This window comes from Rubellimicrobium aerolatum, assembly GCF_017872975.1.
Lineage (GTDB): Bacteria > Pseudomonadota > Alphaproteobacteria > Rhodobacterales > Rhodobacteraceae > Rubellimicrobium > Rubellimicrobium aerolatum.
Window position 1 is genome coordinate 81,708 of record NZ_JAGGJP010000003.1, and the last position, 20,535, is coordinate 102,242.

Below are 20,535 nucleotides of genomic sequence, written 5' to 3' on the forward strand. Positions count from 1 at the left end.
TTCATGACAACCGGCGGATTCCTTTGCCATGTCGTCGAGCTGACGCCACGTCAGGGGACATGGCGAGCCGGGACCGTTCGGGTCCGAGCTTCAGGAGGCCCGGATCTGCGGCAGGACCCTGCCGCCGAAGGCGTCGAGGAACTCGTCCTGGTTGCGGCCGACGTTGTGCAGGTGGATCTCCTCGAAGCCCATCTCGATGTAGCGGCCGATCCATTCGACGTGCCGGTCGAGGCTGGCGGAGACGAGGATCGACTCGGCCATGTCCTCGGGGCGGACATGGCGCGTCGCCGTCTCGAACTGCTCGGGCGTCCGCAGCTCCCAGTTCACCTCGCCGCCCAGGACGTTGGTGCGCCACTGGTCCCAGGCGTTCCGGAGCGCCGCTTCCTCGGTCGGGGCCCAGCTCAGGCCGACCTGCATGACGAGCCTCTTGCCCTCCCCTCCCCCGCGCCGGAAGGCGTCCACGACCTTGCGGACCCGGTCGGGCTCGGCGCTGGTGGTCAGCAGGCCGTCGGCCCAGCAGCCCACGAACTCGGCCGTGGCCTCGGTGATGGCCGCGCCCAGGAGGGGCGGCGGCGTCTCGGGGCGGGAGTAGAGGCGCGCGTCCACCACGGGCACGCGGCCGTGGCACGACACCGATTCGCCCCGCAGCAGGTCGCGGATGATGCCGGCGCACTCCTCCAGGCGGGCGTTGCGCTCGGGCTTCTCGGGCCAGGGGACGCCCATGATGTCCTCGTTGAGCCGCTGGCCGCTGCCCAGCGCCAGCCAGAAGCGGCCAGGGAACATCTCGGAGAGCGTCGCGGCGGCCTGCGCCACCACCGCCGGGTGGTAGCGGTAGCCGGGCGCGCAGATGGAGCCGATGGGGAAGCGCGTCCGCGCCAGCGCCGCGCCGAGCCAGGACCAGGCGAAGCCCGAGTGACCCTGCCTCTCGCTCCAGGGTCGGAAGTGGTCCGAGCACTTGGCCGCGTCGAACCCCGCCGCCTCGGCCGCCACGACGAGGCGGAGGAGCTCGGAGGGCGGGAACTGCTCGTGCGAGGCGTGAAAGCCGATGCGGGCCATGGAGGTCTCCGGTTCGGCCGGATGAACCCGCGACGGGCCGGGAATGTTCCCCGGGCGGGAGCCCCGCCGGGCGGTGGGGCCATTCGGCCCCGGCGCGAGGTGCGCGCCGGGGCCGGGCGCGTCACCAGGTGTAGGTCAGGCGCGCGCGGACTTGGCGGCCGTCGTTGTACCAGTTCGCGTCGTAGGAGTAGATGACCTCCCGCTCGTCGAAGAGGTTGGACACGTTCAGCGCGAGGGCCACGTTGTCGGAAAGCTCGTAGCTGACCGCCGCATCGACCACGGTGATGCCGCCGAGCTCGGTGGTGTTGGCGTCGTCCGCGAAGCTCGGCCCCGTGTGGCGCAGGCCGCCGCCGAGGTTGAGGTCGCCGCGCGCCCCCTGCCCCGCCACGGTGTAGTCGGCCCAGAGCGAGGCGATGTGCTCGGGCGTGTTGTAGGGGCGGTTCCCTTCGTTGCCGCCCAGGCCGTTCTCGGTGATCTCGGCGTCCCAGTAGGCGTAGGAGGCGGTGAGGCTCAGGTTCCCGATGGCCCACTTGCCGTCCAGCTCCGCGCCGCGCACCCGCACCTCGCCGATCTGGCTGTAGGCCAGCGGCGAGAGTTGCCGCACGAGGTTGGTCTGCGTCAGGTCGAAGACGGCAGCCGTGAAGAGCGCGTTGCCGCCGCCGGGCCGATACTTCGCGCCCAGCTCGTATTGCGTGCCCTCCTGCGGCTCCACGTCCGTCACGAGGCTGCGGAAGTAGGAGCCGACCGGCTGGAACGACTCGGAGTAGTTGGCGTAGAGCGACAGGTCGGCCGTCGCCTTGTAGGTCAGCCCCGCGCGCGAGGTGACGGCCTCGTCCTCGAAGCTGGCGGTCGCGCCGGGCGCGCCCGTCTCGGTGCTCACCGTGTCGTAGCGGGTGCCGAGCGTCACGATCCAGCGGTCGGCGAAGGTCAGCTCCTCCTGGAGGAAGACGCCGGTGGTCTCCTGGGTGGTCTCCAGCTCGGTGGGCGTGCCGAGGCTGGCGAGGACGCAGGCGCGGCCGCAATACTCCGGGTCGAAGGGGTCGATGCCGGCGATGGACCCGAAGGCCGAGACCTCGGACAGCTCGTCGCGGGCGTAATCGACCCCTGCCAGCGTCCGCGTCCCCACGCCGCGCAGGGTGGCGTCGTACTGGAGCTGGCTGTTGATCGCGAAGGACTCGAGCGTCCCGTCCACGTAATAGGCCGAGCGCGGCGTGGCGGCGGTCGCGCCGCCGCCGTAGACCTGCTCGAGATCGAGGTCGAGGCTGGTGTAGCGCGCGACCTGGCTGAAGGTCAGGCCCGGCGCGACGCGGTGCGCGAGATCCCAGCCGAGGCTGGCCTCCTCCCGGTCCGTCCGGTTGAAGTCGGGCTCGGCCAGGAAGGTGTCGGGATCGATGTCCACGCCGACGGGCGTGGAATGGGGCGCGTTGCCGTCGCGTTCGTAGTAGTGCGCGAGGAAGGTGACCCGGGTCGCGTCGCTCGGCCGCCAGGTCAGCGCCGGGGCGAAGTAGAGGCGGTCGTCCCTGGTGTGGTCGCCGTCGTTGCTGCCGTCCTGCGCCAGCGCCGTGACGCGGTAGGTCCATTTTCCCGCCGCGTCGATCGGCCGGCCGAAGTCGAGCCCGAACTCCTGATGGTCCGGGCCGACGGCCATCGTGGATTCGCCGAAGGCCTGGTCCTGCGGGCGCTTGGTGATCGCGTTGACGAGGCCGCCCGGCGCGTTCAGGCCGAAGAGCGTCGAGGTCGAGCCCTTGAGCACCTCGATCCGCTGAAGGCCGAAGGGCTCCAGCTTGGGGCCGGTGAAGTTCAGGGTCCGGCTTGGCAGGCCATCGCGATACAGACCCTCGCCCGTCTGGTAGAAGCCCCGGATGCGGAAGTAGTCGTAGCGGTCGTCCGAGCCGTATTCGTCGGTCGTCACGCTGGACGTGTAGGACAGCGCCTGCGTGGTGTCCTCGACGTCGCGCCGCTCCAGCTCGGCCTCGGTGACGACCGAGACGGCGGCGGGCAGGTCGATGAGGGCGGTGTCGGTGCGGCTCCCCGTCGCGGTGCGGGTGGCGACGATGGTGTTGTCGGGGCCGATGGCGCCTTGGCCTTCCTGCTCGTAGCGGACGGTGCCGAGGTCGTAGGGGTCCGCCACCTCCTGCGCGAGAAGCGGCAGCGGCAGGAGGACGCAGGCCGTGCCGAGCAGCGCCCGCAGGCGGGCGGATCGGGACAGGGTCGGGATCGTGCGGGAGAAGACGGTCATGGGCCAATCCGGGCGATGAGGAGGAGGATTGGCTGCCCTCGCGGTGGCTCCCGCGAGGCTCTGGCTTGTGGCGCCCGGCTAGCGACAGGCCCGCCGCTGGTCAAACCTCGCCCATGCCGGACGACGCCGCGCCGTGGCCGAAAGGCCGCACTCGCCGTCGGATCGGGCTTGGCGCCGTCCGGCGGAGCGGCCGGCGGAACGGATCTGCTCGATGATGGTCCCGAGGCGGTCAACGCCTGCCAGCTGTCCGGTCGGTGGGAAGCGGGGCGGAATGATCTTCCGCCAGGAGCGCGGGGACGGCTTCACCGTGATGCGTGCCATCCTGGGACGCGGTTCTCGACTCCCCGAGCCCGACGGGCCGCGCGGGGGGAACCGGCCCACCGGAACGGGGGTTGTCGGCCAGTTTGGCGCGGATGCGCCTGGGCGGAGCGGAGGAAGGCCCGGATGTCGGAGCAAGCCCGGTCGTCGCGGCGGCTGCCGTGACCCTCCCGTTCCCACCCCCTCGGGAGGCCTTCGACCTGCCGTCTCGTGTCGCGGAGTCGCAGGCCGGGCCCGACGGGTTCGCGTCGTTCCTGGAGGAGGACATGGCCCCCGTCATCCTCGCGCTCGACCCGGGCGAGCCCTTCGCCCTGGCGACGCTCCACGGCCGCGAGGGCGGCCCGCGTCCCGTGGGCTCGCAGATGATCGTCACGGCGAGTCGCACCTGGGGCTTCCTGTCGGGCGGGTGCGTGGAGGCCGACCTCGCCACCCATGCGCGGGCGGCGCTGGCCGACGGCCGGGCGCGGCGCCTGACCTATGGCCGGGGCAGCCCCTTCTTCGACATCCGCCTGCCCTGCGGCGGGCGGCTCGACCTGCTGGTGGAGCCAATCCCGGCCGGAGACCCGGCCATGGCGCGGCTCCGAGCCCTGCACGGGCATCGCCGCGCGCTCCGCTACCTGAGCGACGGCGAGCGGCGGCGCTGCGTCGAGGCGGACGCGGATGCCGGGAAAGGCTGGATCGTGGACAAGGCCATCCTGCCGCCGCAGCGCCTCGTGGTGATCGGGAGCGATCCCTTCGCCTTGGCCATCGCGGTCGCGGGCGTCCAGCAGGGATGGGGGGTGACCCTGATCTGTCCGGTTCCTCCCCCGGGCCGGCCGCCAGAGAGCCTGCGCGTCGCGACGGCCCCGCCCGCCGAGGTCCTGGCCGACCTCCGGCCCGACCCCTGGACGGCCATCGCGGTGGCCAGTCACGAGGAGGAGGCCGGCCTTGCGGCGCTTGTGCCCGCCCTGCTCTCGCCCGCTGGATACGTCGGCGTCCTGGGATCGCGGCACCGCCTGGAGCAGCGACGGCGACGGCTGCTCGGGGCGGGCCTGGACGCGGCGGCCCTGGGCCGGCTGCGCGGCCCGATCGGGCTGCCGATCGCGGCCCAGACCCCGCGCGAGATCGCCGTGGCCACCATCGCCGAGATCGTCGCCCTCCGCCCGGGGGCGAGGGCGTGAGCGGCTTCCACGCCCTGCTGCTGGCGGCGGGGGCCGGGACGCGGTTCGGGGGCGGCAAGCTCCTGGCGCCCTGGCGTGGCGAGCCCCTGGTGCGCGCCGCCGCCCGGATCGCCCTGGCCGCCCCGGTGGACCTCTGCATCGCCGTGACGGGCTGCGACGCCGAACGGGTCGAGGCGGCGCTGGCCCCGGTCCGGGGGGATCGCCTGATCCTCGCGCGCTGCCCGGACTGGGGCGACGGGCTTTCGGCCTCGCTCCGGTGCGGCCTTCGGGCGCTGCCCCGCACCAGCCGAGGCGTCGTGGTCTTCCTGGCCGACATGCCCCTGGTCCCGCCCGGGGCCGCCGCCCCGCTGCTGGACGCGCTGGAACGGGGCGCCATCGCCGCCGAGTATCGGCGGGGCGGGCAGCCGGCGCATCCCGTGGCCTTCGCCCGCGACCTTTACCCGGAATTGGCGCTCCTGCGCGGGGACCAGGGCGGGCGGGCCCTCCTGCCGGGCCGGGCAGGCGTCGCGCGGCTGACGACGGGTGAGCCCGGGGCCGTGCTCGACATCGACCGGCGGTCGGACCTGGACGCCCCGGCCCGTTCGGAGCCGCGACGGCTCGCCATGATGAGGGACCGGAGCCTCGCCCGGGCCACGCCGTCCGGGGAACAAGAAGGCGTCGAGCCGCCTTGAGGTCGGATCGCGCGGACCCGGGGCCGGTCCGTGCACGGACATCCAGCGAGGCGGCCGCCTTCCTCCTGCGGAAGGGGCCGTCCAGGGAGGGCGGATATGATGGCAGGCCGGTCACTCGCGATAGGCGGGCGCGCGGATCGGGACCGTCTAGGGGACGCCCCCTCGCCGGCCGCGGCGGCCCCTTCCCAGGCTTGACGAGGAACCACATGCCCTACCTGCGCTACGCCCCCGAGATCGAACGGCCCGAGCCCGACGAGGAGGCGGTCATCGAGGGCATCATCCAGGGAATGATCGGCCAGCTCGGGACGGTGGAGGCGCGCGAGGGCCATGCCGTCCGCGCCAGCCACGCCAAGAGCACGGCCTGCGTCGTGGGCACGATGGAGGTGCCGGACGACCTGCCGGCCGAGCTGGCGCAGGGCCTGTTCGCCCGAGGGAAGACCCACGCGGTCGCGATCCGCTTCGCCCAGGGGCCGGGCGAGACGCTGGGCGACCGGGTGTCCACGCATCGCGGCATGGCGATCAAGGTGTTCGGGGCCGAGGGCGAGCGGCTTCCCGGCCACGACGCGCCCGTGCAGGATTTCGTGCTCTCGACCGGGACCACCTTCCCGTCCGGAACCGCCCGGGGCTTCCTGCGCGACGGCGCGGCCATCAGCGGCTCGGCCGCGCTCCCCGAGGGAGCCAAGAGCGCGGTGTCCTCGCTCGCCCGGAACCTGAACCGGGCGCTCGGGGCGGTCGGGGCCTCCAGCCCGACGGCCGAGTTCTTCGGCCACCCCTACGACCATCCGCTCCGCAACGCCTATTTCAGCCAGGCGCCGCTGCGCTGGGGCGACCACGTCGCCAAGATCGGGGCCTTCCCGGCCTCGGCTCCCCAGGACGCGCTGCGCGACTGGCGGCTCAACCCGCATCAGGACGAGGACGGGTTCCGCACGGCGACCGTGGCCTATTTCCGCGCCCACGACGCGGTCTTCGAGCTGCGCGCCCAGCTCTGGGCCAATGCCGACACCCAGCCGATCGAGGACGCCTCGGTCGAATGGCCCGAGGCCGACAGCCAATATCGCACTGTGGCGACCATCACGCTGCCCCGCCAGGACGCCCATTCCGACGCCCGCGCGCGCTTCTTCGACGAGGCGCTGACCTTCCGGCCGTCCCATTCGCTGGCTGCCCACCGACCGCTGGGCTCGGTCATGCGGGCGCGGCTGCGGGTCTATCCGGCGCTGTCCGAGGTCCGCCACCGCGCCACCGGCGTGGCCGAGGCCCACCCCACCCGCATCGAGGAGATCCCGGCATGAGCCAAGCGGCCCTGAGCCTCAAGGACGACCCCGGCCCGGCGCTCGCCTCGCGGCCCATCGGCACCCTGCCCGTCCGGCTCACCATCAACGGCGAGGACCACGCCCTCGACCTGGAGCCCTGGGTCACGCTGCTCGACCTCCTGCGCGAGCGGCTGCACCTCACGGGGACCAAGAAGGGCTGCGACCACGGGCAATGCGGGTCCTGCACGGTGCTGGTGGACGGCACGCGCCTGAACGCCTGCCTCAAGCTCGCCGTCTCGCTCGACGGGTCCGAGGTCACCACCATCGAGGGGCTGGGCCAGCCGGGGAACCTCCACCCCCTCCAGGCCGCCTTCATCGAGCACGACGCCTTCCAGTGCGGCTACTGCACGCCGGGGCAGATCTGCTCGGCCGTGGGGCTCATCGCCGAGGGGCACGCCCACACCCGCGACGAGGTGCGCGAGCAGATGAGCGGGAACCTGTGCCGCTGCGGGGCCTACACCAACATCGCCGACGCGATCCTCGACGTCATGGGGCAGGAGGGCCGGGAATGATCCGCTTCGACTACGCCCGCCCGGCGGATGTCGCCGAGGCCCTGCGCGACGGCGCGGACGCCCAGGCGGCCTACCTCGCGGGGGGGACCAACCTCGTGGACCTCCTCAAGGAGAACGTCGCGCGCCCGACCCGCGTGGTGGACATCACCCGCCTCCCGCTGTCCGGCATCGCCGAGATCGAGGGCGGCGGCCTGCGCCTCGGGGCTCTCGCGACCAACACCCGGACGGCCTACGACGAACGGGTGCAGGCGGACTATCCCCTGCTCTCCTCCGCGATCCTCGCCGGCGCGACCGCGCAGTTGCGGAACGCGGCCACCAACGGCGGCAACATCAACCAGCGGACGCGCTGCTACTACTTCTACGACGTGGGCACCCCCTGCAACAAGCGCAGCCCCGGCCAGGGCTGCGCGGCCATCGGAGGCGTCACCCGCATCCACGCCATCCTGGGCGCGAGCCACCAGTGCATCGCCACCCACCCGTCGGACATGGCCGTCGGCTTGGCGGCGCTGGAAGCCCAGGTCCGCGTCGCCGGCCCCGGCGGCGAACGGGTCATCCCCTTCGGCGATTACCACCGCCTGCCCGGCGACGAGCCTTGGCGCGACACCACGCTCCAACCGGGCGAGCTGGTGACGGCCATCGACCTCCCGCCCGAGACCTTCCCGACGCACTACACCTACCTCAAGCTGCGCGACCGCCTGTCCTACGCCTTCGCGCTGGTCTCGGTCGCGGTCGCGCTGCGGCTGGAGGCGGGGCGGATCGCCGAGGCGCGGATCGCCCTGGGCGGCGTCGCGCACAAGCCCTGGCGACGGCCCGAGGCCGAGGCGCTGCTCCGGGGCCAGGAACCCGCCCGCGACCTGTTCGGCGCGGCGGCGGACGCGCTCCTCTCGGGGGCCAAGGGCCAGGGCGCCAACGACTTCAAGCTGCCCCTGGCCCGCAAGGCCATCTTGCGCGCGCTGGAGCAGGCCGCCGCTGGAACGCCGCAGTCGCAGACCGACAAGCGCATCGCCTGAAAGGAGCCGACCCCATGCCCGACACGCGCCAGACGCCCATCAAGGTCGGCATCGGCACCCCCCTGAGCCGCGTCGATGGCGTGGACAAGGTGACCGGCCAGGCCCTCTACGCGGCCGAGTATGTCGTGCCGGGGATGCTCCATGGCGTGATCGTCTCGGGTCGCATCGCCAAGGGTCGGATCGCCGTCATCGACGAGGCGGCGGCGCGCGCCGTCCCCGGCGTCGCGGAGGTGCTGACGCACCGCAACCGCCCCCACGTCGCCTGGCGCGACAGCGCGCACAAGGACGAGCTGTCGATCCCCGGCGACCCGTTCGTGGCGCTGCGGGACGACCGCATCCTGTTCAGCGGCCAGCCCGTGGCCCTGGTCCTGGCCGACAGCTTCGAGGCCGCGCGCTTCGCCGCCTCCCTCCTGGACGTCACCTACGAGGAGGAACCCCACAACGTCGATTTCGACCTGTCGCTGGCCGAGAAGACCCTGCCCCTCTGGAAGCGCAAGAGCTTCCACGCCCCCAAGTCGCACGGCGACGCCGACACGGCCTACGCCGAGGCGGACCTGCGCCACGAGGGCGAATACCGCCTCGCGACCGAGCACCACAACCCGATGGAGATGCACGCCTCCACCGTCCACTGGCACGGCGACGGCACCATCACCGTCTATGACAAGTGCCAGGGCGCCCAGGGCGTGCGGGACTTCATCGCGTCGAGCTTCGGGTTCCGCAGCAAGGACGTGCGCGTCGTCAACGCCTACGTGGGCGGCGCCTTCGGATCGGGGCTCCGCCCGCAGTATCAGGTCCAGCTCGCGGTCCTCGCGGCCAAGCACCTGCAACGGTCGGTGCGCGTGGTGATGACGCGGCAGCAGATGTTCACCCACGTCCACCGCCCGCAGGCGATCTACTCCATCAAGCTGGGCGCCGAGCGGACGGGCAAGCTCACCTCCATGATCCACGACGCGACCACCTCCACCTCGCGGTTCGAAAACAACCTGGAGGACGTCGTCACCTGGGGGATGATCAACTACGCCTGCCTCAACATGCGCGGCGAATACACGGTGGCCCCGCGCGACACCTACACGTCCTCGGACATGCGCGCGCCGGGGGCGGCGACCGGCATGACCCTATTCGAGATCGCCATGGACGAGCTGGCCTACAAGGCCAAGGTGGACCCGCTCGAATTCCGGCTCCTCAACTACTCGGACGAGGACGCGATGAACCGGCAGCCCTTCACCTCCAAGGCGCTGCGCGAGGCCTACCGCGAGGGGGCGGCCGCCTTCGGCTGGCAGGGCCGCCCGATCGAGCCCCGCCAGATGCGCGACGGGCGCGAGATGATCGGCTGGGGGGTGGCCACCGGCATCTGGGACGCGCAGTTCTCCAAGACCTCCGCCCGCGCGACGCTGCTGGCCGATGGCCGCCTGGAGGTGGCCTCGGCCACCGCCGACATCGGCACCGGCACCTACACGGTCATGACGCTGGTCGCCGCCGACACGCTGGGGATCGCGCCCGAACGGATAACCAGCCGGCTCGGCGACAGCGACCTGCCCACCGCGCCGGTCGAGGGCGGCTCCTGGGGCGCGGCCTCCACGGGGGCGGCCGTCCAGCTCGCCTGCCGGTCGGTGGCCGAAAGGCTGCTCAAGGCCGCCGCCAAGGTCGAGGGCCAGCCCCTCGCGGCCGCGTCCTCCATCGACGACCTCGTCTTCGCCGACGGACGCATGGCACTTAGGGCCGATCCCGGCCGGTCGGTCGCGATCATCGATGCGATGCAGGCGGCGGGCCTCGACCGGATCGAGGTCGAGGAGACCGCCGCCACCGGGCTGCGCGGCCTCGTGAGCCAGGCGCGCAAGTCGCGCAAGACGCACAGCGCCGTCTTCGCCGAGGTGCGGGTGGACGAGGAGCTGGGCCAGATCCGCGTGACCCGGATCGTCAGCGCCATCGCCGCCGGGCGGATCATCAACCCCAAGACCTCGCGCAGCCAGATCCTGGGCGGCGTGGTCATGGGCATCGGCATGGCGTTGCACGAGGAGACGCTGGCCGACCTGCGGCTCGGCCGCTGGATGAACCACAACTACGCCGAGTATCACATCCCCGCCCATGCCGACATCCACGACATCGAGGTGATCTTCGTGGACGAGCCCGACCCCGAGGTGACGCCGCTGGGCGTCAAGGGCCTGGGCGAGATCGGCATCATCAGCGTCGCCGGCGCGATCGCCAACGCGATCTTCCACGCCACCGGCCAGCGCCATCGCAGCCTGCCGATCACCCTCGACAAGCTGGTGGCCTGAGCCTCGGCCCGGCCGATCCCAAGCGCCTGCTCGGTCCCGGACCCCGACTCTGGCCATCGCCTTGTTCCTGAGCGTCGGCACCACCTTGTGCCGGTCGGCCATGAGCGCGTCATGGGCCGCCTTGGCCACCACGGCCGGATCGTCCTTGCCCTGCGACGCCCCTGCCCGCGTGTCGTCCATGTCGGCGCGGCGGACGATGTGGTTGCCGGTGACGCCGGGCGTCCGCGAAGGGGCCCTGGCGGTGAAAGAACATCGTCCCCATGGGACTCGCGGACCAGTGATCCGGCTGGGATCAAACGGAGTCCAACCCGCATCGGTTACTTGCGGAACCGTGGCGCCTGTGAGCCGGTGCCTTGTCCCTGCTCCCCTCTGCTTCAGTCCAAGGCGGATCGAAGCCTCCGGCAGGATGCTTGGGCAGGATCACGTCAGGCCCGGATAGACGGAAGGTGGGAAACCCTTGTGAGCCGACAGCTTGCTTGATGTCCTCGGCATGGCCGGGAAGGCTGGTGCCGCAGAAGGGACTCGAACCCCCGACCCCATCATTACGAATGACGTGCTCTACCAGCTGAGCTACTGCGGCGACGGGGGCCGTTTAGCACCCGCTCGCGGGAGGGAAAAGCCCTAACTTGAAGTCACGGGGGCCGCGCGGGCCGCATCCGGTTCAGGCTCCGGGGCCGCCGCCGGGGGGGTGCCGTCGCGGACCAGCAGGGGCAGCAGCTCGACGCCGCTGGGCAGGGTCGCCTCGGTCGGGGGCGTCTTCCAGCTCAGGGTGTCGAAGGCGTGGCAGCTGGCGCAGATCGGCGCCCATTGCGGATGGATGCGCCCGCAGTTGTCACAGACCCATTGCGGCCCGCGCGGCGCCGTCAGCGCGCGGGTGAGCCAGCCGCGCACGGTGGCCTCGTCCTCGCCCATCCCGCGCGCGATCGCCGCCATCAGCGTCAGGTTGCGCCCCGTCGGCTGCGTCTCGGGCAGGTCGCCCAGGGCGCGGCGGGCGGCGGCGAAGTCCTCGGCGGCGATCAGCAGCTCGGCCACCAGCATCCGCGTCTCCGGATGCTCGGTCCGGATCGCGGTGAGCGCCTGGAACCGCTTCAGCCGCTCCTGCGGGGTCTCCTCGGGGGCGATCTCGGCGAAGGCGGCGGCGAGGTCGGGATGGGGCTGCGCGTCCCACGCCTTGCGGAGCACCCGCGCGGCATAGCGGGCGTTCCCGGCGGCGATGTAGCCGCGCGCCGCCATCACGGCGGCCGGGATCAGGTCCGGCGACAGGCGGTTCGCCTCGATCGCCGCCTCGCGCGCCTCGATGTCCTTGCTCTCGTCGATCACGTCGGCCGCCTGCGACAGCGCCAGCACGGCGTCCCGCCGCTTGTGCACGTCGCGCGGCAGCGCGCCCGACTTGCGCTGCGCCCCTAGCGTGCGCCGCGCGCCGGCCCAGTCGTGCGATTCGGCCTGGAGCCGCAGGAGCACGTCCTGCGTCTCCCGGTGGCGCGGGTCCAGCTCGAACGCCTTCTCGGCCAGCCGCAGCGCGGTCACGTCGTCCCCCTGCGCGAGCTTCTGGCGCAGCAGCCCCCGGATGCCGGCAAAGCGCGTCCGCTGGTGCCGCGCGAGCACCTTGTAGGTCTCCTCGGCCCGCGCGGCGTCGCCCGACACCTCGGCGGCCTGCGCGATCAGGAGCTGCGTGAGCTCGGGCTTGTCGAGGTAGCGGTTCGCGACCACCGCCCGCGACAGCGCCGCCTTGCCATCGCCCGAGGCCAGCGCCACGGCGGCGTCGGTCAGGGCCTCCAGCCCCTTGCGCTCGCGCCGGCGCGAGAAGTGGTTCGACAGGGCGTTGTTGTCGCCGTTCAGGAAGCGCAGCGCCGCCCCCAGAACGCCCAGGACCTGAAGCACGACCCAGAGCAGCGCCACGAGAAGGATCAGCCCAATGGCGAGCTGGAGGGGGCTCAGGCTGATCTCGTAGCCCGCCATGGCGACCACGGCGCCGCCGCCCTGCTCCATGAGATAGGCCCCGCCGAGGGTCAGGCCGGCGACGACCGCCACGAAGGCAAGCAGCTTGATGAGGGACCGAAGCATGGGCCGGGGCCTTTCGATGCGTGTTCCTGGGAGCCGTCAATCGGCCGGGGTCGGGGGCGCGGCACTCGCCTCGCGCAGCGCGTCGAGGGCGGCGGTCGCGTCGGCGCGGGCGCGGGCCTGGGCGATCCAGCCGTCCATGGCGGCGCGGACGGGCTCGGGCAGGGCCTCCACCTCGCCAAGGGCGACGGACAGGTTCCCCTGGGCAAGCTGCGCCTCGGCGCGCGACAGCACGGCGTCGGGGTCCTGCCCGGCGCGAGGCGTCACGGAGCGGACCGAGAGCTGCTCGCGCAGGAAGCCCACCACGCCCGAGCCGTCCCCGACCAGCCCGTCGTCCCGGGCCACGGACAGGGCGGCGCGCGCCGCCTCGGGAAAGTCGTCCCGCAGCGCGGCGAGGGTCGGGACGCCCTCGGCCGCCCGCGCGGACAGGGCCTCGGGCACCTCGACCCCCGCCGCGCGGAGCTGCCCGAGGGCGGGCTCCAGCGGCTCGCCTGCGTCCAGGGCGGCCTGCGCCGCCGCGAGGGCGGTCGCGGCGCGCGTCCGCGCCTGGGCGGTGGTGGCGCGGGTCTCCAGCTCGGTGGCGGCGGCCGAGGCGGCGCGGGCCTCCTCGACGGCGGCGGCGCTGGCGGACTCGGCGGCGCCCAGCCGGGCGTCGAGGTCGTCCAGCCCGGCGCGAAGCTCCGTCACGGCGGCCTCGGTGCCCGAAAGGCGGGGCTCCAGCGTGGCCAGCACCGCGTCGCGCAGGGCCGAGGCATCGGGGCCGGCGGCGGTGGTGGCCGGCGGCGCGGCTTGAGGCGCGGCGAGGGATCCCAGCGGGGCCTGACCGCCGGTCGGCGCGGCGGGCCGGGCCTCGACGGCGGCGAGGCGCTGCTCCAGCGCGGCGGCCCGGGTCTCGGCGGCCTGCGCCGCCCCGGCGATCTCGGCGCGGAGCGGGGCGAGGTCGATCGGGCCCGCCGATTCGTCCAGGGCGGCGACCTGGGCCTCGACCCGGTCCAGCCGGGCCGCCAGGGCCTCCACGGCGGCTCCGTCGGGCAGGGGCCGTGCCTCCAGGGCGGCGAGGCGGGCCTCCAGTTCGGGGGTCGTCCGCGCGGGCAGCAGGCCCAGCCGGTCCTGGGCGAACCAGGCCGCCCCCGCGCCCAGCACCGCCGCGATCATCCCGCCCAGGAGGAGCGCGCCGAAGCCGCCCCGCCGCCGGGGCGGCGCGACGGAAGCTGGCGCGGCCGACGCCGCCCCGGCGCCCGACCCAGCGCCCGACCCGGCGGCCCGGGGACCGTCCGCGCCCTTGTCCAGGACAGGCGTCGCGACCCGGGAGGCTTCGGCGGCGGCGGACGCCCCGGACGAGGGCCGGGGCCGCCACGGATCGGGCGGGACCGATCCGGACGCGGCCAAGGCCGGTCCGTCGTCCCGGGCGGGCCTGGTCATGCCGTCCGGCACCCCCAGGCTCCCGTCGTCGGGACCGTCGCCGGGATCGTGGCCCGGGCCGCCCAGGCCGTCGCCGTCGCGGCCGATGACGCCGCCCGGCGTCGCCACGACGCCCGCGCCATCCTCCGCCACGTCCGGCCCCACGCCGCCCGTCCCCGCCGCCCGGTCGCCCGGCTGGCCGGGCGCGGCCCTCTCGCCAAGGGGCTCCGCGCGGCCGGCGGATGGCTCCTCCGCGCGTCCCTCCGGAGCGATGTCCGTCCCGTCGTCGAGGCCCGGCTTGCGCGCCATGGTCGTTCCTTCGCTGGGAGCCCTCGGGCCCGATACCGAACCTTACCTAATCCGCTCCGCCCCGCCCCTCAAGCCGGGGCTCGGCCAAGCCAGCCGATCCAGCACCGCCTCCACCATCGCCAGGCCGTCCGGGGCGCGCGCCACGTCCAGGCTCGCGGGCCCGAGCGGCGCGGCGGCGACGGCGACGGCGGGGCTCATCGCCACCACGTGAAGGGGCGCGCGCGACGCCCAGCCTTGCGCGAGCGTGGCGCTGCGCGGCGAGAACAGCGGCAGGACCAGCGGCCGGTCGGCGTCGAGGGCGCGGCGGGCCTCGGGCGTGGGAGGCCGAGCCTCCTGCCGGTAGGCGACCAGCTCGCGCGCCTCAAGGCCCCCGGCGCGGAGCCGGGCGGCCACGTCGCCCCGGGCGTGCTGGCCCCGAAGGTGGAGGATCGGCCCGGCCGGGCGCGCGGCCAGCATCGCGGCGAGAAGGCCCTCCGCGTTGGGCCCCGCCTCGATGGCCCGCAGCCCTCCGGCCCGCGCGACGGCCGCCGTGCGCGGCCCAACGCACCACGCGGGCCGATCGCGCAGGCCCATCTCGACCGCCCGCGCCGCACCGTTCTCCGAGGTGAGGATCAGGGCGGCCGGGTCCTCGCGCAGGACGACCTCGACCGGCCGGATCGCCAAGACCGGGCTGACCAGGGCCGGGATCGGCCCGCCCCAGGCGGCCTCGCAGGCGGCAAGGAATCGGCGCGAGGCCGCCTCCGGCCGCGTCAGGAGCAGGCGCGCGCCCGGCTCGGCCCTGTGATCCATCCGCCGCGTCCTTGCCCGCCCCTCCGCCGGATGATACGCGCCGAGCCCAGCCGAAGGCCAGCCCGCGCGGACGGACGGCCATGGCACGGGAGCCCCATGGACCGACCCCTCACCTTCCTGGGCATCGAGTCGAGCTGCGACGACAGCGCCGCCGCCATCCTGCGCGACGGCCCGGCGGCGGGTCGCGTGCTCGCCTCCGTCGTGCGCGGCCAGGGGGCGCTCCACGCGGCGTTCGGCGGCGTGGTGCCCGAGATCGCCGCCCGCGCCCATGCCGAGGTGCTGGATCATTGCGTCGAGGCGGCGCTGGCGCGGGCCGGGGTGGGCCTGGGCGACCTCGACGGCATCGCGGTGACGGCCGGGCCGGGTCTGATCGGCGGGGTGCTGGCGGGGGTGATGACGGCCAAGGGGCTGGCGGCGGCGACAGGGTTGCCGCTCTGGGGCGTGAACCACCTCGCCGGCCACGCGCTGACCCCGCGCCTGACCGACGACCTCGCGTTCCCCTATCTGCTGCTCCTCGTCTCGGGCGGGCACTGCCAGTTCCTGGTCGTGGAGGGGCCCGACCGCTTCCGCCGCCTCGGCGGCACCATCGACGACGCCCCCGGCGAGGCCTTCGACAAGGTCGCCAGGATCCTCGGCCTGCCCCAGCCCGGCGGCCCCGAGGTGGAGCGCGAGGCCGCGACCGGCAACCCCCGCCGCATCCCCCTGCCCCGCCCGCTCCTGGACCGCGAGGGCTGCGACCTGTCCTTCTCGGGCCTCAAGACGGCGGTGCTCCGCGCCCGCGACTCGCTCATGTCCGCACATGATGGAATCATGTCCGGACATGACGAGATCAAGTCCGGACAGCAGACGCGAGTCCCGTCCGCGCATTTGTCCGGACATTCCGATGGGCAGTTGTCCGGACAATCCGGGCTCCGGGAGAGCGACCGGCGCGACCTCTGCGCCGCGTTCCAGGCCGCCGTCGCCGACATCTTGGCCGAGAAGACGCGGCGGGCGCTGGCCCTCTACCGGGACGCCGCCCCGCTCCGCCCCGCCTTCGCGGTGGCCGGCGGCGTCGCCGCCAATGCGGCGATCCGGTCGCGACTCCAGGCCGTCTGCGCGGCGGAGTCGGTGGAGTTCGTGGCGCCGCCGCTGGCCCTGTGCACCGACAACGCCGCCATGATCGCCTGGGCCGCCCTGGAGCGGGCGCGGGCGGGCCTCGGTCCCGACGCCGCCATCTCCGCGCGTCCGCGCTGGCCCCTCGACCCGTCCGCCGCGCCGATGATCGGGGCCGGCAAGAAGGGCGCCAAGGCGTGAGCCGCATCGCCGTGGCCGGCGCGGGCGCCTTCGGCACGGCCCTGGCGGTCGCCCTGTCCGCGACGCGCGAGGTTGTCCTCTGGGGACGCGACGCCCCGGCCCTGGAGCGGATGGCGCGCGAGCGGGGCAACCCGCGCCTTCCGAACGTGATCCTGCCCGACCTGCTCACGATCACCGGAGACCCGGACGAGGCGTTCGCGCGGGCCGGGACGGTGCTCCTGGCGGTGCCCGCCCAGGCCCTGCGCGGCCTCCTGGCCGAACAAGGGGCGCTGCTCGCGGGCAAGCCCCTGGTGGCCTGCGGCAAGGGCATCGACCTTGAAACGCTCCACGGGCCTAGCGCCGCCATCCGGCAGGCGATCCCCTCGGCCCGCCCGCTGGTCCTGACCGGGCCCAGCTTCGCCGCCGACATCGCCCGGGGCCTGCCCACGGCCCTGACGCTGGCCTGCGCCGATCCGGCGGAAGGGGAGCGCCTTCAGGCGCTGCTGGCGACCCCGGTCCTGCGGCTCTACCGCACCACCGACCTCGTGGGGGCGGAGCTGGGCGGCGCTCTCAAGAACGTCGTCGCCATCGCCTGCGGCGCCTGCATCGGCGGCGGCTTCGGGGAATCGGCGCGCGCCGCCCTGCTGACGCGCGGCTTCGCCGAGATGCAGCGGCTCGCCCTGGCGCTCGGGGCGTTGCCCGAGACGCTCATGGGCCTGTCGGGCCTGGGCGACCTCGTGCTCACCGCGACATCGGACGGCTCGCGCAACTACCGCCACGGCCTGCATCTGGGACGCGGCGAGGCCCTGGAGGAGCGCGTCACCGTGGAGGGCGCGGCCACGGCGCGGGCGGCGGCGCGGCTCGGGCGGCGGCTCGGGCTCGACCTGCCGGTGACCGAGGCCGTGGCGGCTCTGGTGGAAGGGCGAAGCGACGTGGCCACCGTGCTACGGCGGCTCCTCGACCGTCCGCTCCGGGCCGAGTAGGACCGGCGCGGGACAGCGAAGGAACACACGGGATGGCCTATTGGCTCTTCAAGTCCGAGCCGGACGTCTTCGGCTGGGACGATCAAGTCGCCTTGGGCGCAGCGGGCGGCGAATGGCACGGCGTCCGCAACTATCAGGCGCGCAACAACATGCGGGCGATGGTTCCGGGCGATCGGGGCTTCTTCTACCATTCGCAGAAAGGGCGCGAGATCGTCGGCCTCGTGGAGGTCGCCTGCGCCTGCCATCCCGACAGCACGGCCGACGATCCCCGCTGGGACTGCGTGGACGTGCGCGCCCTGCGTCCCCTGGTCCAACCGGTGACGCTGGAACGCATCCGCGCCGAGCCCGCGCTGGCGGACATGGTGCTGGTGCGGAACAGCCGCCTGTCGGTGCAGCCGGTCACGGCCGAGGAATGGCGGATCATCTGCGAGATGGGCGGCATCGAGCCCTGAACGGGGCAGGTCCGGGAAGGTGAACGAAGGGGCCCCGCAGGACGGCGCGGGACCCCTCCTCCTCACCCGCGCTCCCACACGCGACGAAGATCGTGGTCCGAACCGTCCTGGCTCCCGATCTGTCTACCATGATGTCCGGGCCTTCTCCAAACGGAGAACCCCGACAAATCGACGCAAATGCTTGGGACTGGCCTAGCGTCCGGCCCGCCGCGCGGCCCCGAGGACGAGGAGCCCGACCAAGGCCGTGAGCAGGCCCCAGCCGATCCAGGGCCGCTGGCCGACCATGAAGCTTTGCGTGGGATAGGGGAACAGCCCGCTGCCCTGCGCCGCCCAAAGGAGGCCCGAGGCGATCATCAGGACGCCCAGGAGGGCGAGGAACCGGCGCATCGCGGGTCTCCGGAGGGGAACGGCGCCAGACTAGGCCGGGCGCCGCTCCTCCGCCAGCGGGTTCAGTAGCGGTAATGCTCGGGCTTGAAGGGGCCCTCGACGGTCACGCCGATGTAGTCGGCCTGATCCTTCTTGAGCTCGGTGAGCTTGGCCCCGATCTTGCGAAGATGCAGCTTCGCCACCTTCTCGTCGAGCGTCTTGGGCAGGATGTAGACGCCCGGCGCATACTCCTCCGGCTTGGTCCAGAGCTCGATCTGCGCGAGGACCTGGTTCGAGAAGGACGCCGACATCACGAAGCTCGGATGCCCCGTGGCGTTGCCGAGGTTGAGGAGCCGCCCCTCGGACAGGAGGATGATCCGGCTGCCCGAGGGCATCTCGATCATGTCCACCTGTTCCTTGATGTTGGTCCACTTGTGGTTGCGAAGGCTCGCGACCTGGATCTCGTTGTCAAAGTGGCCGATGTTGCCGACGATGGCCATGTCCTTCATCGCGCGCATGTGCTCGATGCGGATCACGTCCTTGTTGCCGGTCGTGGTGATGAAGATGTCGGCCGATCCGACCTCGTCCTCCAGCAGCGTCACCTCGTAGCCGTCCATGGCGGCCTGAAGCGCGCAGATCGGGTCCACCTCGGTCACCTTCACGCGCGCCCCCGCGCCGCGCAGGGACGCCGCCGATCCCTTGCCCACGTCGCCATAGCCGCAGACCACCGCGACCTTGCCGGCCATCATGGTGTCCGTCGCGCGGCGGATGCCATCCACGAGCGACTCCTTGCAGCCGTACTTGTTGTCGAACTTCGACTTGGTGACCGAATCGTTGACGTTGATCGCCGGGAACGGGAGCAGGCCCTTGCGATGGAGGTCGTAGAGGCGCTTCACGCCGGTCGTGGTCTCCTCGGTGACGCCCTTGATCACGTCGCGCTGCCGGGTGAACCAGCCGGGCGTCTCGGCCATCCGCTTGCGGATCTGGGCGAACAGGCAGACCTCCTCGTCCGAGGTCGGCACGGCGATCAGGTCCTCCTCCCCGTTCTCGACCCGCGCGCCGAGCAGGATGTAGAGCGTGGCGTCGCCGCCGTCGTCGAGGATCATGTTGCAGGTCCCTTTGGGGAACTGGAAGATCCGGTCGGTGTAGGTCCAGTACTCCTCCAGCGTCTCGCCCTTGATGGCGAAGACGGGGACGCCCGACTCGGCGATGGCCGCCGCCGCGTGGTCCTGGGTCGAGAAGATGTTGCACGACGCCCAGCGCACCTCGGCCCCGAGCTCGACCAGCGTCTCGATCAGCACGGCGGTCTGGATCGTCATGTGCAGCGAACCCGCGATGCGCGCGCCCTTGAGCGGCTTGGAGGCCCCGAACTCCTCGCGCAGCGCCATGAGGCCCGGCATCTCCGTCTCGGCGATGGCCAGTTCCTTGCGGCCGAAGGCGGCGAGGCCGAGGTCCTTGACGATGTGATCGGCGGGCATGGGCGGCTCTCCTGCGTGCGGCGGGTTCAGCGGCGCGACTTAGCATCGCGGGGGTGAGGCGGCAATCGCTTGGCGAAAAGGCTATGGAATGGCTAGATCGCCCCGTCAGGATGGAGGTGCAGGTGGCCCGGCGCGCATGGCAGCGGATGCTCTCGGGGCGGAGGCTCGACCTGCTCGACCCCACCCCGGTGGACATCGAGGTGGAGGACATCGCCCACGGGCTCGCCTTCGTGGCGCGCTGGAACGGGCAGACGCGGGGGGAATGGCCCTATTCGGTCGCGGAGCACTCGCTGCTGGTGGAGGAGATCTTCGGGGCCACCGCGCCCGATCCCTCGCCGCGCTGGCGCCTCGCGGCGCTGCTGCACGACGCGCCGGAATACGTCATCGGCGACATGATCTCGCCGGTGAAGGCGGTGCTGGGCGAGGGCTACGGCGCGCTCGACGCCCGGCTGGCGCAAGCGGCGCACCTGCGCTTCGGCCTGCCCGCCACGCTCCCGCGCGAGGTGAAGGCCGCGATCAAGCGGGCCGACAAGGTGAGCGCCTGGCTGGAGGCCACGCGGATCGCCGGCTTCTCGGTCGCCGAGGCCGACCGGGTGTTCGGGCGGCCGGTCGAGGGGGTGCTGGCCGGCCTGGAGCTGCGGCTGCGCCCCCCGCTGGAATCGCGCGCCGCCTTCCTGGCGCGGCACGCGGAGCTGATGGGAGGGCTGACCCCTTAGCCTTGGCGCGGCCCGGCCGACTGGCGGCTGTCGCGGCGAAGGGCGGGGCGCGCCGGACCGGAGGCCCGGGCGACGAGGCTGATCACCTCGGCAAGGATCTGAAACATGATGTGGACTCCTGAAACCAACATCGCTCAGATAAGTGGCAATTCCGCA

17 protein-coding genes and 1 tRNA gene are annotated in these 20,535 nt (G+C 73.2%); 10 read left to right on the plus strand and 8 right to left on the minus strand.

Features of this window, described 5'->3' with window-relative positions; genetic code table 11:
* Positions 1–90: 90 nt before the first annotated feature.
* Entirely contained in the window at positions 91–1,056 is a 966-nt protein-coding gene (locus tag J2Z33_RS04685) for a TIGR03885 family FMN-dependent LLM class oxidoreductase (protein ID WP_209838416.1), read from the minus strand.
* 121 nt (positions 1,057–1,177) lie between these two features.
* On the minus strand, positions 1,178–3,295 hold the full coding sequence (locus tag J2Z33_RS04690; RefSeq protein ID WP_209838418.1) for a TonB-dependent siderophore receptor: 2,118 nt from the start codon (positions 3,293–3,295) through the stop codon (positions 1,178–1,180).
* Positions 3,296–3,774: 479 nt separating this feature from the next.
* On the opposite strand from J2Z33_RS04690, the gene J2Z33_RS04695 reads away from it, so the two are divergent.
* From J2Z33_RS04695 to J2Z33_RS04720, 6 genes are all read left to right on the plus strand, one after another.
* Positions 3,775–4,773 carry an XdhC family protein gene (locus J2Z33_RS04695; protein WP_209838420.1) on the plus strand — a complete coding sequence of 333 codons (999 nt, stop codon included), beginning with the start codon at positions 3,775–3,777 and terminating at the stop codon, positions 4,771–4,773.
* The gene (locus J2Z33_RS04700; RefSeq protein WP_209838421.1) at positions 4,770–5,444 is read left to right on the plus strand and encodes a nucleotidyltransferase family protein; all 675 of its coding nucleotides are present in this window, start codon (positions 4,770–4,772) and stop codon (positions 5,442–5,444) included. The genes J2Z33_RS04695 and J2Z33_RS04700 overlap by 4 nt, the downstream gene beginning before the upstream one ends.
* A 206-nt stretch (positions 5,445–5,650) precedes the next feature.
* Positions 5,651–6,733, plus strand: a complete 1,083-nt coding sequence (locus tag J2Z33_RS04705; RefSeq protein WP_209838423.1) for a catalase family protein — start codon at positions 5,651–5,653, stop codon at positions 6,731–6,733.
* The gene (locus J2Z33_RS04710) at positions 6,730–7,266 is read left to right on the plus strand and encodes a (2Fe-2S)-binding protein (protein ID WP_209838425.1); all 537 of its coding nucleotides are present in this window, start codon (positions 6,730–6,732) and stop codon (positions 7,264–7,266) included. The genes J2Z33_RS04705 and J2Z33_RS04710 overlap by 4 nt, the downstream gene beginning before the upstream one ends.
* On the plus strand, positions 7,263–8,276 hold the full coding sequence (locus tag J2Z33_RS04715) for an FAD binding domain-containing protein (protein ID WP_209838427.1): 1,014 nt from the start codon (positions 7,263–7,265) through the stop codon (positions 8,274–8,276). Before J2Z33_RS04710 ends, J2Z33_RS04715 begins: the two co-directional genes overlap by 4 nt.
* Before the next feature lie 14 nt (positions 8,277–8,290).
* Positions 8,291–10,552, plus strand: coding sequence for a xanthine dehydrogenase family protein molybdopterin-binding subunit (locus tag J2Z33_RS04720; RefSeq protein ID WP_209838429.1), 2,262 nt, complete (start codon positions 8,291–8,293; stop codon positions 10,550–10,552).
* A gap of 504 nt (positions 10,553–11,056) precedes the next feature.
* Here the strand turns inward: J2Z33_RS04720 and J2Z33_RS04725 are convergent.
* The 4 genes from J2Z33_RS04725 to J2Z33_RS04740 all read right to left on the minus strand — a co-directional run bounded on the left by J2Z33_RS04725 (position 11,057) and on the right by J2Z33_RS04740 (position 15,112).
* Positions 11,057–11,132 (minus strand) — tRNA-Thr (locus J2Z33_RS04725).
* A 41-nt stretch (positions 11,133–11,173) separates the two neighbouring features.
* A complete protein-coding gene (locus J2Z33_RS04730) occupies positions 11,174–12,616 on the minus strand; it encodes a heme biosynthesis protein HemY (protein ID WP_209838431.1) in 1,443 nt (480 codons plus the stop codon).
* Between the two features lie 36 nt (positions 12,617–12,652).
* Complete coding sequence (locus J2Z33_RS04735) at positions 12,653–14,323, minus strand: COG4223 family protein (protein WP_209838432.1); 1,671 nt, start codon at positions 14,321–14,323, stop codon at positions 12,653–12,655.
* 42 nt (positions 14,324–14,365) lie between these two features.
* Entirely contained in the window at positions 14,366–15,112 is a 747-nt protein-coding gene (locus J2Z33_RS04740) for a uroporphyrinogen-III synthase (RefSeq protein WP_209838434.1), read from the minus strand.
* Between the two features lie 96 nt (positions 15,113–15,208).
* Here J2Z33_RS04740 and J2Z33_RS04745 point away from each other — a divergent pair, with 96 nt between their 5' ends.
* Genes J2Z33_RS04745 through J2Z33_RS04755 form a run of 3 tightly spaced genes read left to right on the plus strand, consistent with a single transcriptional unit; the run spans position 15,209 to position 17,819 of the window.
* Positions 15,209–16,405: a tRNA (adenosine(37)-N6)-threonylcarbamoyltransferase complex transferase subunit TsaD gene (locus J2Z33_RS04745; RefSeq protein WP_209838436.1), complete on the plus strand. Its 1,197-nt coding sequence runs from the start codon at positions 15,209–15,211 to the stop codon at positions 16,403–16,405.
* On the plus strand, positions 16,402–17,367 hold the full coding sequence (locus tag J2Z33_RS04750) for an NAD(P)H-dependent glycerol-3-phosphate dehydrogenase (RefSeq protein ID WP_209838438.1): 966 nt from the start codon (positions 16,402–16,404) through the stop codon (positions 17,365–17,367). The genes J2Z33_RS04745 and J2Z33_RS04750 overlap by 4 nt, the downstream gene beginning before the upstream one ends.
* A gap of 32 nt (positions 17,368–17,399) precedes the next feature.
* Positions 17,400–17,819, plus strand: coding sequence for an EVE domain-containing protein (locus J2Z33_RS04755; protein WP_209838440.1), 420 nt, complete (start codon positions 17,400–17,402; stop codon positions 17,817–17,819).
* A gap of 192 nt (positions 17,820–18,011) precedes the next feature.
* Here J2Z33_RS04755 and J2Z33_RS04760 read toward each other — a convergent pair whose 3' ends face one another.
* Positions 18,012–18,206: a hypothetical protein gene (locus tag J2Z33_RS04760; protein ID WP_209838442.1), complete on the minus strand. Its 195-nt coding sequence runs from the start codon at positions 18,204–18,206 to the stop codon at positions 18,012–18,014.
* Between the two features lie 62 nt (positions 18,207–18,268).
* Positions 18,269–19,663 (minus strand): adenosylhomocysteinase, encoded by a 1,395-nt coding sequence (gene ahcY, locus J2Z33_RS04765; RefSeq protein ID WP_209838444.1) that lies wholly within the window; start codon positions 19,661–19,663, stop codon positions 18,269–18,271.
* A 110-nt stretch (positions 19,664–19,773) separates the two neighbouring features.
* Between ahcY and J2Z33_RS04770 the strand changes: the two genes are divergently transcribed.
* On the plus strand, positions 19,774–20,379 hold the full coding sequence (locus tag J2Z33_RS04770; protein ID WP_209838778.1) for an HD domain-containing protein: 606 nt from the start codon (positions 19,774–19,776) through the stop codon (positions 20,377–20,379).
* Positions 20,380–20,535 lie beyond the last annotated feature (156 nt).

Bases quoted from the DNA above. Each gene is read 5' to 3' on its own strand.
- ahcY (WP_209838444.1), bottom strand. From the start codon at position 19,663: ATGCCCGCCGATCACATCGTCAAGGACCTCGGCCTCGCCGCCTTCGGC.
- J2Z33_RS04745 (WP_209838436.1), top strand. From the start codon at position 15,209: ATGGACCGACCCCTCACCTTCCTGGGCATCGAGTCGAGCTGCGACGAC.
- J2Z33_RS04730 (WP_209838431.1), bottom strand. From the start codon at position 12,616: ATGCTTCGGTCCCTCATCAAGCTGCTTGCCTTCGTGGCGGTCGTCGCC.
- J2Z33_RS04705 (WP_209838423.1), top strand. From the start codon at position 5,651: ATGCCCTACCTGCGCTACGCCCCCGAGATCGAACGGCCCGAGCCCGAC.
- J2Z33_RS04760 (WP_209838442.1), bottom strand. From the start codon at position 18,206: ATGCGCCGGTTCCTCGCCCTCCTGGGCGTCCTGATGATCGCCTCGGGC.
- J2Z33_RS04735 (WP_209838432.1), bottom strand. From the start codon at position 14,323: ATGGCGCGCAAGCCGGGCCTCGACGACGGGACGGACATCGCTCCGGAG.
- J2Z33_RS04690 (WP_209838418.1), bottom strand. From the start codon at position 3,295: ATGACCGTCTTCTCCCGCACGATCCCGACCCTGTCCCGATCCGCCCGC.
- J2Z33_RS04740 (WP_209838434.1), bottom strand. From the start codon at position 15,112: ATGGATCACAGGGCCGAGCCGGGCGCGCGCCTGCTCCTGACGCGGCCG.
- J2Z33_RS04710 (WP_209838425.1), top strand. From the start codon at position 6,730: ATGAGCCAAGCGGCCCTGAGCCTCAAGGACGACCCCGGCCCGGCGCTC.
- J2Z33_RS04770 (WP_209838778.1), top strand. From the start codon at position 19,774: ATGGAGGTGCAGGTGGCCCGGCGCGCATGGCAGCGGATGCTCTCGGGG.
- J2Z33_RS04720 (WP_209838429.1), top strand. From the start codon at position 8,291: ATGCCCGACACGCGCCAGACGCCCATCAAGGTCGGCATCGGCACCCCC.
- J2Z33_RS04755 (WP_209838440.1), top strand. From the start codon at position 17,400: ATGGCCTATTGGCTCTTCAAGTCCGAGCCGGACGTCTTCGGCTGGGAC.
- J2Z33_RS04685 (WP_209838416.1), bottom strand. From the start codon at position 1,056: ATGGCCCGCATCGGCTTTCACGCCTCGCACGAGCAGTTCCCGCCCTCC.
- J2Z33_RS04715 (WP_209838427.1), top strand. From the start codon at position 7,263: ATGATCCGCTTCGACTACGCCCGCCCGGCGGATGTCGCCGAGGCCCTG.